The following is a 12695-nucleotide window of genomic DNA, read 5'->3' as shown; positions in this document are numbered from 1 at the left end:
CTAAACAAATCAAGACATTTGTTTAAACCAAATACATAGAACACCGATAGAACTAAGAATTAAATGATTATTAATTAATGAGTTAACTCATTATAGAATGAAAAACAACGCCATTTAATAACCCTTCTTGAATTCATAAAATCGCTGACATTTTATTCAAAATGGCGGACAATTCGCGACGTTAAATTTGATGATGATAAAGCACGGTCTACCAGCATGTATGTTTCCATGTTGCCTGCGCATGTTATCGGTCAGTTAATAGAGATGATTTGAATGAACTCGAATATGGCTATGTATTTAGTCTCGGGTTTCCGCTACACTTCTCCGCTTTGCCATTGAACCTCAAAGGAAAGTGAATAGGTATTGTGTTGGATTCTGCTTGGCAGCTCAGCAACCAGGTTAAATAAATCAAACACCTTGGCGACACTTTAATCGCTTCAACAGAAGAAATGTATGACTAACAGCCCTTATTACCCACCACTCTCTTCGCTGCTTTTCCTGCTGTTTTGTCTGCTCTATGCACAAGGTTTTTACTCACTGGTAGAAAGCTCGGTTTGGGTAGGGTTCTTTCTCACTATAATCTTGCCAGCTCTTCTGTGGCCTTTGGTTAAGCCTGTCGATAACGCACGCGAACTAAAACGAATCTTCTTCTTAGAAACAAGCTTTAACTTGCTTTGTTTCATGCTGCTGACTGAGCTCATCAGCCTTGAGAGCTTTGATAAAGGCATGATGGCTTTCATCATTGCGCATACCATTGGCTTTTTGTACGTGCAATGGAAAAAGCAAGCGCATGCCTCTTTCTTCCTATCGGCTTACCTCGCTATTTCTATTTATGTTTGGCTGGCGGGCAGCAAACAAACTTACTTAGACGACAGTGGTTCCATCATCTTGTTTGGCACCAGTGTTCCATGGCAACTTATCGTGCTCTACTGTGCGTGGGTACTGCAAATGCTGTTAGTGGAATACAAGTGGGTTCTGCCTAAGCTGACTCTGCTCATCACACAAACTGCGTCTATCGCCATTGCGATATTTGCTGACGATTTTTTCCATGCACGAATCGTAACGTCAAGCCATCTGATGTTTCTGAGCTTGTGTTTCCACATGAAAGACAGAGACTGGGGCGGCTCCAACTTTATGGTTGCCCCTAATTTAACCCGGCATATCATCACGCCTAGTGCGCAGTACGGGATCACTGCCACTCTTGTCGTCATTTCTGGCGTTACTTCATTTAGCTTATTTTTCTGACGATTCTAAAGTCTGTAGGTCTTAGCGCCTCAATCTATTTGGCTTCTGACAGCAAGTTCAGAAGCCAGCTTTACCATTTCTCATTCTGAAAGATCCTCCGTTGTCTCAATAAAAAAGATGAGTTCAACTCATTACTGATATTATTGATAATAATTATCATTTCTGATAGCGTAACGCGCAGTTATCACAACGGAATAAAATAATGACAAATTATAAAGTACTAGCTATTTCAGCTATTTTGCTTGCTTCAGGCGCTGCTAATGCGGAAGTTACGTTTAAAGACAGCCGTGGTAAAGAGATTACCCTTAAAAACCACCCTGAGCGCGTGGTCGCTATCGCCAGCTCTGCGCCTATTATTTACAGTGCCGTAACTTTAAAGCCGGAAACCATTGTCAACATTACGGAAAAATCTCAAAAGAGCATCAACAACGGTCTCTATGCAGAATTTTTCCCTCATTTTAAAACCGTTCAGGCTAACGCCGCGAAGGATAAGTTTGTTCCTAACGTAGAGGCGATACTCAAGAACAACCCTGACATCATTTTCCAGTGGGAATACGATCCTAAACTCAGCGAACCACTAGAGCGTGTTGGTCTGACTGTCGCTACATGGGGATGCTGCAGCAATGAAGACAGAGAGAATACGGTCATCATGTCTGGCGAAATTTCGGGGCAATCTGAACGAGCTGAAATGATCGTGAACATTGCACGCGATGCCAATAGCCAGCTAAAGGGCACGCTAAGCTCTGTCGCGAAAAGTGCTTATCCTAAGATGCTCGAAGTAGACAAGCTTGGTCAGGACATCCGCATTGTTGCCAACAACTCAACTGACCACAGTATTGCTGGTATCAATAATGTTGGTCAGGACGACAAAGCCGAATGGTGGAAAACCATCAACCTGGAACAGATGTACATCTGGAACCCTTCGGTGATCGTTATCCCTGCCTGGGCAGAAGAACTTACACCTAACGATTTTTACAGCAATGAATTGTTAGCAGACATCGATGCGGTGAAGAAAAAGCAAGTGTACAAAGTGCCTCTGTTTAACCGCTCTCCAGACGCGTCTGAAGCCTATCTGACCATGCAGTGGCTTGCTCAGATCGCGCACGCAGATCAATTCGAAAAAGCTCAGTTCTCATCAAAAGTTAAAGACGCCTACAAAACCATCTACGGCGTGGATATTACTGACAAGCAATACACGCAGATCATGCAGATGGGTCAAAACGGTGTCAGCACTGGATACACTGAGAAGTTTGGCTTGAAATAATGACGGTTCACACCAATTATCGGGTGACCAAAGACAAAGCGATCTACGCACTGCTGATCGCTTTGTTCTTTCTGACCCTCTATTCCGCCACTCTCGGGCGCTACGAAATAAGCCTTTCAAAGGTGATGTTCATTCTGCTGGATAATCTGGTTGCTTCAACCGATGTTGACTGGTCCCCTATTGAACAACGCATCGTCGAACTGATTCGCATGCCGAGAATTCTGGCTGCCATCCTGATTGGCGTTGGTCTGGCTGTTTCTGGCGTTGCCGCACAAGGTCTGTTCAGAAACCCGCTCGTTGACTCCAGCATTATTGGGGTGACGTCAGGCGCGGCATTTGGCGGAACACTCGCTATCCTGTTATTTGAAAACACACTCATCACACTGCTTCTGGCATTCGTGTTCGGTATGTTAAGCGTTTTTGCTGTCATGCTTCTGGCCAGAGTCAATGGCAGAACTTCAGTGCTTTCGCTGGTTCTGGTTGGCGTGATCATATCGACTTTCTTTGGTGCGGCTATCTCCATCATTAAATTGCTGGCAGACCCGTTTTCAAAACTGCCCTCCATTACCTACTGGCTGATGGGCAGCATAGCTTCCGTCGGTTATGACTCGCTTGCCTTACTTGCCATTACCGTGATCCCAGCGTCCATCATGATTTATCTGCTTCGTTATCAGATGAACATCATCTCAATGGGTGAAGAGAGAGCCAAAGCTCTGGGCTCGCCGTTCAACAAAATACGGTGGATCATTTTGGTTGCGATGGCGGTGATCTCATCCGGTGTGGTTGCCACCGCTGGCGCTATCGGTTGGGTCGGATTGATCATTCCTCATATTGCGCGCTTTCTGGCGGGGGCGAATCACATTCGGCTTATCCCCGTTTCCGGGCTTATCGGTGCCATCTTTATGCTGGTCATCGATAATACGGCACGAACGGCGTCTGACGCTGAAATTCCAATTGGAATCATGACCTCCCTTATCGGTGTTCCCCTGTTCGCGTTCATTCTGCGAAAGGCGCACTCAAACAGCGGGTGGAACAATGATTAAAGTACAAAATCTCGTACTCAAAGCGGGAGATACTGAGATCCTGAGCGGTTATGAGCTGAACATCACTCAGGGAGAAGTTCTCGCCATTATGGGGGCAAATGGTGTGGGGAAGACTACCTTGCTCAATGCTTTGATTGGGAATAGAAAGCCAGACAGTGGAAGCGTCAGTACCGATGGAGTCATTGGCTATGTACCTCAGCTTTTTGATATGCCATTTAGCTACTCCGTGCTCGATATTGTTCTGATGGGACGGGCGCGATATCTGGGACTGACTGGTTCACCGAGCACTAAGGATTTTGAACTGGCTCATCATTACCTAGAAATGATGCAGATTCATCACCTTCACGAACGCAACTTTAATCAGCTTAGTGGCGGGCAGAAGCAACTGGTGATGATCGCTCAGGCACTGACATCAGAGTGTGACATTCTGATTTTAGATGAGCCATGTTCTGCGCTGGATTACCACAATCAGGCAATAGTACTCAGTAAGATCCGACAGCTTAATCAGGAACTGGGGATGACGGTGGTTTACACCACTCACATGCCTCAACACGCTCTTGAAACCGCCACTCATGTGCTTTTGATGAATGGTCAGAGCCAGTATCTGCACGGCACTACGGAGACCACTCTGAATTCAGAGAACCTCACCAAACTGTATGGCATCAGAGTGGATAAAGCGGTATTTCAGTCCGACGACTCCGTGACCCTTGCCCCTCGATTTGAGATGTAACCTATGAATAAAAAGATTGCTTATATTACGTGGGGCTGTGGCTCCCAAATCTTGTCATTCCGAGATTACGCCCATTGGATGGATGACATGATCTACCTGAATGACCTGCCGAGTACGGACTTAACTCAGTACGGGGCGGTGATCATTTCTTGCCACACAAACGGCTCGCAGTTGGAAAAGCATGCCCGGCAAATCAACGCCTATGTTGAATCCGGAGGTTTCTTAATTGCCTTTCCTGTTAAGAACGTCGACCAATGGTTGACCGCAGTCGATGTGACATGGGAAAACAAACGGATCAGTGACTGGCTATGGTGGACAAAACCCGACGGGCACATAGAACTTTACCTGCCCAATCCGGAGCATAACCTGTTTGATTTCGTCTCGTTCGACGACATGAAATGGCACTGGCATGGCGTATTCAATACGAATCACTCGGGCATCTCTCTTCTTAACATGGAAGAGGACCAAGGCTCGGTTCTGGTCGATTTTCCCGATCTCCCAAATGGTGGTCGTGTGTTGTTAACCACGCTTGATCCGCATAGCCATAATGGTCAGAGATTCATGCCTGCTGCAAAGCGTTTAATTGATGGGTTCTATCCCTGGTTGAACCGGGAACTCGGGATCGACAGAGAACAGGTGCCTGAATTTACAGTGACCTATTTATCTAGCAGCGACATTGAAACGGAAAACGAGCCGCCGTATTTACAAGACACATTTGTGAATACACCCGGACGCATACGTTTCCAGTCTGTTTACGAGATTGATGAAAGGGTTTGGAACAGTGATGTGATTGTTGTTCCCAGAATCTGCGACCAGATCTATCTCCGCACACGACAGGCAGAGTTTATGAACTACCTCAAGCAAGGTGGTCAGCTTGTTATCAATAGCGAAACTGTCATTGAATGGCTACCAGTGTTGAAACCATTCAGAACTGTGCCACCCAGACCCTTTCAAAATCTGAAAGTTCGCGTTGCCAATGACCCATATGGCTTCTTCAGCAAAATGCCCGAAGGCTTTGACGGCTGGGAAGGCGTATTCGGTCAATACAGTCGCGGCTATTCCGACATGCCAGAAGACGGTATTGCGTTAACTCATGTGGGAACGGAAAGCGATCCCAAGCCTTCTGACTGGCTTTGGCAATACCCGACTGATGACGGTCGCGGTGGGAAGATTGTCGTTCATAACGGAGACGACTACCATCGCTACCCGGATCACGGCGCTAACAAGAATGGATTGCTAAGGGACATTTGTATCGGTCTGGTTCGCCACCGGAAACACGCCATAGTCAATGTATAAAAAAACAACCCCGCATCGCTGCGGGGTTGTTTTTCTTAAGCGCTGATTACTTGCTTAATGGATCTGTTGGGTCAGTCTCTGCCTGATATTCCTTAAGGTTAGTGACGCCATCACCATCGGTATCCAGAGCCGCATCCAATGCCGTAAGATCGTTCAAACCGTATTTCGTTTCAAACGACTTAGGCATACCATCGTTATCCAGGTCTTCAATGTAGTTGAACGATGCATTCAAGCCGATGTTGTAATACACAGTTGAGCGGTCAGCAAAATCTGCGTGGTACATTTCCAAGTGTGCTCGAATAGGTTTTTGGTACTCATTCATTTCACTGAAGTTAACCTGCCTTGGGCGGTCACAGCCATACATACCAATCTGCGTGTTTGTTGCATCGTATAAACGAATACGACAGTTCAACGATGGGCTGATGTCGCTACGAGGCATGATCACAAACGATTTCAATGTATCGTATGGCGATGCAGCATTGAAGTACGTATTTTTGTTGACTCGACCCTGTAGGCTCACGCTACCAGAAAAGTTGCCCGGTGCGTATTTGTAGTCTGGAGACACCACCTTCGGAGCTCCCACAGACAGTGCGTAAGATTCTGTTGTTGCAGTTGCCGCAGGGTTTGCAGTAACACGAACTAGCATTTGTTCATCTTTGGCTAGACCAAGAATCAAGTGCTCAACACCGCCTTGGTATTCCACCCAGTTGTTGGCATTCACACGCAGCACTTCCAGCGTCCAGCTGTTCGGAGCAAGCTGGTCATCTAAGAAGAGTTTGATGCCATCTGTGCTGTTCGCCTTGTAAAGGAAATAATCGGCATCAATTCCCGTATCCATGTTGGCAGTCACACTGTGCCAGCCATTCAGGAAAGGTGTCGATGTTTCAAATGTGTCGTTTACTTCATGCTCATCGAAATGTTTTGTTGTGATAGAACCAAATAGAATCGCGTCGTTTGTTGCTTTGTTTACCGTGATTTGCCAGTAGTACTCACCCGGCTGATTCAGGCTATGCAGAACTTCACTGCCTGTACCAGCAGCTACCGATTCCGTACCAATCTGTTTAAATTGACCATTGATATGATGGTAAAGCTTGAGCGACGCATCGGTAGCGGCATCAAGTTGTGCCATAATGCTGGTGATTTTGGTTGGCTCGGTTACAGAAAAATGAACGCACACGCCGCCGTTTGTGTTTAACGTTGCGTTATAAGATGAATCCAGCTGAATAGTCTGGCAGAGAGGGTTGTAAGCTGCCTGATTAACAGCCTGAGCCAGAACCGATGTTTCTGCTTCCAGTAATGCCGGAGCTTCTGTTGATGCTTGATCAAGTGGGAGAAAAGACGTTGCCAACGCCGACATTAGAATTGCATTTATCATAATCATTTCCATTGGTTATACAATCACGCTCATATGTAATGGAAACAGATTTTTCCTGCAGTATTAAATATCCCGTAGCCAATCCAAAGTCACACTTTAATTTCATCACTCGACTAGCTCATCAGCCTGTATATTGATCATTATCTTAAATTGATCGCTATATTATTAAACCTATCCAGTACATTTCACTATCTACAGTTTTATTACTTTGATGCTTGATGTCATCTCACAAGAGCCAGACGCTACCTTTGTGGAATCAAAATCTATGAGGAAAAGTGAAAACGACTCTTCGACGTTTCAATGTAGCTGCCTCGAATAGCGCAACCAAAGAGCTGCGCTAAATCGAAATAAATCAGATCGAGAATGAGCTAATCACGAACGAGCTATTGAGAAACTTTTGCTCCGGGGTGAAGAGATTGCCAAACTGGTCTGGATGACGCATGTTCCTGATAAGTCACTTCCATTCCTAGGTCTGTATCCAGAGTATTCGCAGCAATAGGAAACGATTCAACATCAGAAAGCATTTCACCTAAATTAGAGCCGCATTTACTGCAAAAACAACGATCATAGATAAATGGAGGTTTTGCCCGGTATACCTCAACAAACTCTTTTCCCTCTACCCACTCAAAGCTCGCTTTATCGACCATAAAAAACTCTGACGTGCCAAGCTTTCTACAGCGACTGCAATGGCAAATACCTAAAAATTTGGGTTTAGCATTAAGAACAAACTTAACGGCACCGCAACAACAACTTCCCTGAATCATGAGATTTCCTCCACTCCATCCGTGGTCTATGCCCACTCAGAGAGTAGATCCACAAGCTGACAATAACTGTCAGCAGAGTGGTGGATTGTTGAAGCGTTCGGTTTTCTTTCCCAGCACAACATTCAGGATTAGCCAAATTGCTGCTCGATGAAGCCTTTTAGATCTGCGACAGAGCGAATAACATGTAGAGACTTCCCTTCAGAGATACTTTCCAAACGACTTTGAAAGTCTTCATTCCAAAACTTTGGTGACAACTTGAGCATTTTGTAGCTTTGTATGCTTCCCTTCAGTACTGAGCTTCCGTCTGGCCAACCCTCTGGTTTTACAAGTACCCCTTTCAACAACCGCTTTGTCACCCACCAGTAGCTGGCAGAATAGGGAAGATTTATGTAGATCAACGTATCCGCTGCTTCCAGCCTTTGGTTAAAAGATCCAAGAGGTCCTAATCCATCGATGATCCAGGATTCAGAAGTCAGTATTTCCTGATGCTTTTCATCAAAAATCTTTCGATCTGTCAGTTCACCGTTTGGCTGATAAACGATCGAATCCAGCGGATGCAAGGGAATGCCCGTTACTGCTGAAAGGCGCTTACTTAAAGTGGATTTCCCGCTGCCTGGTTTCCCGAATACCGCGATTTTTTTCATACTGCCTCCTTAATGTTGTTCGCCACCAAGAGACAGATACAGAAAACCCACCTCTTGGGTGGGTTCAAAATACAACGCGTCAGAATCCCACCATTCCTATGGAATGATGATAATTCGAGATTTAAGTAGCGTTGTCGTCATATTCATTGTTTTATCCTTAACCAGCGCGAGCACTCTGTCAACCACTATATAAATTCACACTCATATTCGGTGTGTCTTTCGAGAGCTATCTATTATGAATTCTTTTGCGCTAGGATTGGTTTGCCTAAATGGAAGTGGGTGACTCAATACCGATAACTTTAAGCAGAACCTGGAAATACCTAATGAAATTCAGGCTTCTAAGACTTGTCTTCTCTTACGTGTGGGAAGTGTTTGTATATAAATTCACTCGTAATGTTTCTAGTATCATCCGAGAAGGAATAATACGTTGGCTTATGATCAACAAAAACCTGCCGATTCAGCGTCAGACCAGTTTCATCCTCGAACAAGCCAGGAGGAATACCATACTCACCAGTGTTTTCGTCTCGAATAAACAAATGGCTACCGCATTTTTTACAGAAGCCTCTTACAGCCCATTTAGACGACTGATATTCAGCAATGTATTCTTCACCTTTAAAACGCACATTTGTTCCGCCCTCGATTTCAAACAGTGGACCGCCACTCCACCTCTGACAGTTCGTGCAATGACATACCCCAAGATCTACTTGGCTTTTTGGAATCTCAATTTGAACAGAACCGCAAAGGCAACTCCCTACCCTTAAATCGTCTTTTTCCATAAGATAGCTCCCGTTTAAGAATATTTGTTCGTGTCTCTGGTCTTCTATCTGTAGACATCTGGCTGCCAAATTTGCATCAGAACATCTGGGTTTTCTACCGCTTCGAAACCGAATTGTTTGTAAAGACCATGAGCATCTCTTGTGGCGAGAAACATTCGTCTCAACCCTTGGAGTTCAGAGTGAGAGACTACTGTCTCTATTAGCCATTTACCTATCCCTAAACCTTGATGTTCTTGCGTAACAAATACATCACCCAGATAGGCAAATGTCGCCCTATCAGTTATTACACGTGCAAACCCTACCTGCGATCCAGCAGAGTCATACACACCAAAACAAAGGGAATTTGATATCGCTTTCTCAAGAGATTGTTTGGGTATTCCAGCCGCCCAATAACTGTTTGATATAACGTCATAAACGACTTCTATATCCAGATCTTCAGGATTTGTAGTTATTGTATACCCTTGCATCAACGTATCCTCCTTGATACATAGATACTGATGAAACATGAGATAAACTCTGTCTAAAAATTCTCTTAATTTCAACAAAATTGAATAGTAGGGTAATGAGAAACCCAAAATACTCCCCTAAGTTTTGAAATTTCCTCCACTCCATAAAATGTGGCATATACCACACGTTTTAATCAGTAATAATCAATAAGAGCGCATCGTCTGACACGCTCCTTACGATTGTTATCGTTCTTCTAACCTACTGCTAATAGACTTCATAGAGTACAAAGCTTTCAATATGACTATTGTTGCGAGGAATTGAGGATTTTCTCAGTGCCTTCACATTAAGTGAACCATTGTCACGGCTAGTTAAAACCCACTCCCATTTGAACTTACCTTGATCAGCGGCATCTTTAATGATCAATCGATTTGTTAATGGTTCCAACTCCCAAGTCATTTCTGAAAGCAATTCATGCTCTGAGCCAAAACCCACTACTTTATTGTTACCATAAACATCTGACTTAAACTCAAGTTCGTCAATATCTAAATGTGGGTTGTACTCCAAAGCAAAGGTTTTATTACGAATGTCTGATTCTTCAAAATGAACATCAGGTTCGATGTTACATCCCCCCGCTGCATTCTGAAGATCAATCGACGACAAACTTGAATCGCTTAAACTTTTGTCACCCTTGTTACAAATAGCTTGATTAAAGGTAAGGACCTTAAGAATGTCCTGCTTGGCTTCCTCATTAAAAAAATAGCCATTTTCAATGATGTAATTCCTATCATAAACACTAGGGACTTTCTCTGTAAGCAAAGATCCCGACGGTAATTTACTTCCATGCACCACCTGACCATTTACTAAGGCGTACATAGATTTAGGAACAGAAAAGTTCTTATGAATATCAAGCGAAAATACAATGGCATTCTGACCGTTAAGGTCTTCCCACTGCCAAGAGCCTGAATGGGCTTCTTGAGCTGTTGCAGAAGAGCTGTCTTTATCGCCAACACGATAAAAAGATTTGAGACTCCCATCGGCAATCATCTGAGTCTTATAGGCACCGTTGGTAAAGCCTTCAACAGAGTTAAATAGATCGTTTGTTTTACTCGCCTCATTAACAAGGTGTGATGGAGATAAAGTGGTTAATTTTACCGCATTACCATCTCCATAATCGTAATGGACCAAGGCTTCCTCATTCAATAACCTAATGCGCGTGCTGTTGAGCCAAGCAAAGTAAGTATCTTGAAGTATATACTCTTTTGTCTCTATCGCTTTCGCACCAGGACCAAAAGTAGCGGATTGGGGAATCATATCGTTCGACGATGGCAAATATTTATACATAGGCAATCCCGCTAAGCTCACTACTTTACCCTCGAATAAATGCTGGGAATCGCTAATGAAGTCTTCGTGCATGCTGCCTAGTAACCTATCGTTTTCAATAACCAGGATGCGCTGGCTTTGAAAGGTGCGCCACTCATTATTGATGAACTGAGTAACAGATTGAGTCGCATCCGTGCTGATGTTTTCTAAGCTTCCATCTGAGTTAATTCTTTCAATCTTATCTTCGCGATAGGTGTTATTAACTCTTGTAAGGCTACCTAGTTCAGCAGAGTTGGAAAAAAACTCTAAATAGAAGAGCTGAGTTTCTTTTGATGCGTACTCAAGTACTTCTGTTGAAGTGGTTGTAGGTACTTTTGTACTTGGTGAGTTGTCGCCCAAATTGTTAGTGGTACCGTTTCCGTCACTCGATCCACCACCACAAGCAGTCAGTGAAATTGATAGTGCGGCTAACATGAGCTGGGTTGAGATTTTTGATGCATTTGGTTTTGTTACATTTGGCTGACTAACCAACTGAAGTGTATTATCGATTGAAGAGGTCATAAGCATTCTTTTAATTTTTTGAATATTTGCGAGGCATTGATTTTTAAAAGAAAAAACACCTCGCACCTATGCAATAAAGCACTTACATTTTCATTGAAACGATAATCATTACTATTGTTTTTGTTACAGTATTATCAAAAATCTCAAATTAGAGACAGTCGACATTCACGTAACTTATTGAAGAGACTCATATCTCTAATCCGACATCAAGAATCGGGGTATGGAACCTTTTCGGTCAATGAAATGGCTTAATGACTCTGGAGTAAATTTTCTAGAGGTTTTTTTCAAAATACTGAACGGGCATGTTTTGATAGTGCCCTTTCTCACTAGCTTCGAAGCCGAGTTTATACAAAATATGATGTGACGGAGCATTGTCCAATTCTGCTAAAGCGAGTACTTTCGTGTAACCAGATTGTTTTGCAAAACGTAGTGCTGCTTGGCTTGCTTCTTGTGCGTACCCTTTCCCTCTCGCTGATTTCTTTATGCGATAGCCCAGCTCTACAACTTCTTCTCCTTTGTACTGAAACGACTCGATTCCGCAATAACCGATGAGCTCAGCGCTCACACTCTCAATAACCGCAAACTTACCGATGCCTTTTTTTGAAAAGGCGTCGAGCAAGCCTTGGAAACGTAACTCAGCTTGCTGCTTTGTCATGACCCCAGTAGGAGAAAAAGCCATAAAGTCTTTATCCTGCAGAAGAGAAAGCATCGGTTCCTTATCGTTAGGAATAAATTTCCTAAGCTCTAGGCGCGCAGATTTGATCATTGATACTTTCTCCATATCGAATAGTTTAGCCAGTCCAGGGGTATAGGAGCGTTCACATTGTTAGTGATCAACTAAAAGCAACTTACTCGTCAGGCTGCACAATTGAAAACGAGTTCTTACTGCAATCCTCTATGTGCGTCATGATGCCACCCCAGTCTTGCTTTTCAGGCGAGCCAATGAAAGTCACACCCTTTTTCTTGGTTTCTTCGTAATAGCGAATTATATCTTCAACTTCCAAACTGAAGCCAAGGTATCTTCCACATTCGAATTCGCCGATTTCTTCAGGCTCCAGAAGCACTTGTACGTTCTCAAGCTGATAGCCAATATAACCCTCAGACTCTGAACCAAAAATTTTCTGCCATCCCAGTTTTTCTGAATAAAAAGCTTCTGCCTCTTTCAGGTTTTTGCATGGAATTCTCATCATCAAAATTTTCATGTTTACCTCCGCTTTATCGGTTGTATTT

Annotated in this window: 13 protein-coding genes; 5 read left to right on the top strand and 8 right to left on the bottom strand. The window is 43.8% G+C overall.

Annotated features, from left to right (window positions below; genetic code table 11):
* Positions 1–453: 453 nt before the first annotated feature.
* The 5 genes from RH89_RS03730 to RH89_RS03710 all read left to right on the top strand — a co-directional run bounded on the left by RH89_RS03730 (position 454) and on the right by RH89_RS03710 (position 5578).
* The gene (locus RH89_RS03730; protein WP_004399179.1) at positions 454–1245 is read left to right on the top strand and encodes a hypothetical protein; all 792 of its coding nucleotides are present in this window, start codon (positions 454–456) and stop codon (positions 1243–1245) included.
* 202 nt (positions 1246–1447) lie between these two features.
* A complete protein-coding gene (locus tag RH89_RS03725) occupies positions 1448–2509 on the top strand; it encodes an ABC transporter substrate-binding protein (protein ID WP_004399178.1) in 1062 nt (353 codons plus the stop codon).
* Positions 2509–3552 carry a FecCD family ABC transporter permease gene (locus tag RH89_RS03720; protein ID WP_004399177.1) on the top strand — a complete coding sequence of 348 codons (1044 nt, stop codon included), beginning with the start codon at positions 2509–2511 and terminating at the stop codon, positions 3550–3552. The genes RH89_RS03725 and RH89_RS03720 overlap by 1 nt, the downstream gene beginning before the upstream one ends.
* Positions 3545–4282 carry an ABC transporter ATP-binding protein gene (locus tag RH89_RS03715; RefSeq protein WP_004399176.1) on the top strand — a complete coding sequence of 246 codons (738 nt, stop codon included), beginning with the start codon at positions 3545–3547 and terminating at the stop codon, positions 4280–4282. Before RH89_RS03720 ends, RH89_RS03715 begins: the two co-directional genes overlap by 8 nt.
* 3 nt (positions 4283–4285) lie before the next feature.
* A complete protein-coding gene (locus RH89_RS03710; protein ID WP_004399175.1) occupies positions 4286–5578 on the top strand; it encodes a hypothetical protein in 1293 nt (430 codons plus the stop codon).
* Between the two features lie 46 nt (positions 5579–5624).
* Here RH89_RS03710 and RH89_RS03705 read toward each other — a convergent pair whose 3' ends face one another.
* The 8 genes from RH89_RS03705 to RH89_RS03670 all read right to left on the bottom strand — a co-directional run.
* Positions 5625–6953, bottom strand: a complete 1329-nt coding sequence (locus tag RH89_RS03705; protein ID WP_004399174.1) for a thrombospondin type 3 repeat-containing protein — start codon at positions 6951–6953, stop codon at positions 5625–5627.
* 383 nt (positions 6954–7336) lie between these two features.
* Positions 7337–7717 carry a GFA family protein gene (locus RH89_RS03700; protein ID WP_022590522.1) on the bottom strand — a complete coding sequence of 127 codons (381 nt, stop codon included), beginning with the start codon at positions 7715–7717 and terminating at the stop codon, positions 7337–7339.
* Between the two features lie 128 nt (positions 7718–7845).
* Complete coding sequence (locus RH89_RS03695; protein ID WP_004399172.1) at positions 7846–8361, bottom strand: P-loop NTPase family protein; 516 nt, start codon at positions 8359–8361, stop codon at positions 7846–7848.
* Between the two features lie 338 nt (positions 8362–8699).
* Positions 8700–9137 (bottom strand): GFA family protein, encoded by a 438-nt coding sequence (locus tag RH89_RS03690; protein WP_004399170.1) that lies wholly within the window; start codon positions 9135–9137, stop codon positions 8700–8702.
* A 44-nt stretch (positions 9138–9181) separates the two neighbouring features.
* Positions 9182–9604, bottom strand: a complete 423-nt coding sequence (locus tag RH89_RS03685) for a GNAT family N-acetyltransferase (RefSeq protein ID WP_004399168.1) — start codon at positions 9602–9604, stop codon at positions 9182–9184.
* 244 nt (positions 9605–9848) lie between these two features.
* A complete protein-coding gene (locus tag RH89_RS03680) occupies positions 9849–11465 on the bottom strand; it encodes a hypothetical protein (protein ID WP_004399167.1) in 1617 nt (538 codons plus the stop codon).
* 271 nt (positions 11466–11736) lie between these two features.
* Positions 11737–12231, bottom strand: coding sequence for a GNAT family N-acetyltransferase (locus tag RH89_RS03675; RefSeq protein WP_004399165.1), 495 nt, complete (start codon positions 12229–12231; stop codon positions 11737–11739).
* A gap of 82 nt (positions 12232–12313) precedes the next feature.
* Positions 12314–12695 (bottom strand): VOC family protein (locus tag RH89_RS03670; protein WP_004399164.1); only part of this gene is annotated, 382 nt, incomplete at its 5' end.

The sequence above is a fragment of the Vibrio nigripulchritudo ATCC 27043 genome, from assembly GCF_000222685.1.
Lineage (GTDB): Bacteria > Pseudomonadota > Gammaproteobacteria > Enterobacterales > Vibrionaceae > Vibrio > Vibrio nigripulchritudo.
The sequence above is the reverse complement of the archived record's forward strand: the minus strand, read 5'-3'. Positions and strand labels throughout refer to the sequence as shown.

Bases quoted from the DNA above. Each gene is read 5' to 3' on its own strand.
- RH89_RS03730 (WP_004399179.1), top strand. From the start codon at position 454: ATGACTAACAGCCCTTATTACCCACCACTCTCTTCGCTGCTTTTCCTG.
- RH89_RS03725 (WP_004399178.1), top strand. From the start codon at position 1,448: ATGACAAATTATAAAGTACTAGCTATTTCAGCTATTTTGCTTGCTTCA.
- RH89_RS03720 (WP_004399177.1), top strand. From the start codon at position 2,509: ATGACGGTTCACACCAATTATCGGGTGACCAAAGACAAAGCGATCTAC.
- RH89_RS03715 (WP_004399176.1), top strand. From the start codon at position 3,545: ATGATTAAAGTACAAAATCTCGTACTCAAAGCGGGAGATACTGAGATC.
- RH89_RS03710 (WP_004399175.1), top strand. From the start codon at position 4,286: ATGAATAAAAAGATTGCTTATATTACGTGGGGCTGTGGCTCCCAAATC.
- RH89_RS03705 (WP_004399174.1), bottom strand. From the start codon at position 6,953: ATGATAAATGCAATTCTAATGTCGGCGTTGGCAACGTCTTTTCTCCCA.
- RH89_RS03700 (WP_022590522.1), bottom strand. From the start codon at position 7,717: ATGATTCAGGGAAGTTGTTGTTGCGGTGCCGTTAAGTTTGTTCTTAAT.
- RH89_RS03695 (WP_004399172.1), bottom strand. From the start codon at position 8,361: ATGAAAAAAATCGCGGTATTCGGGAAACCAGGCAGCGGGAAATCCACT.
- RH89_RS03690 (WP_004399170.1), bottom strand. From the start codon at position 9,137: ATGGAAAAAGACGATTTAAGGGTAGGGAGTTGCCTTTGCGGTTCTGTT.
- RH89_RS03685 (WP_004399168.1), bottom strand. From the start codon at position 9,604: ATGCAAGGGTATACAATAACTACAAATCCTGAAGATCTGGATATAGAA.
- RH89_RS03680 (WP_004399167.1), bottom strand. From the start codon at position 11,465: ATGACCTCTTCAATCGATAATACACTTCAGTTGGTTAGTCAGCCAAAT.
- RH89_RS03675 (WP_004399165.1), bottom strand. From the start codon at position 12,231: ATGATCAAATCTGCGCGCCTAGAGCTTAGGAAATTTATTCCTAACGAT.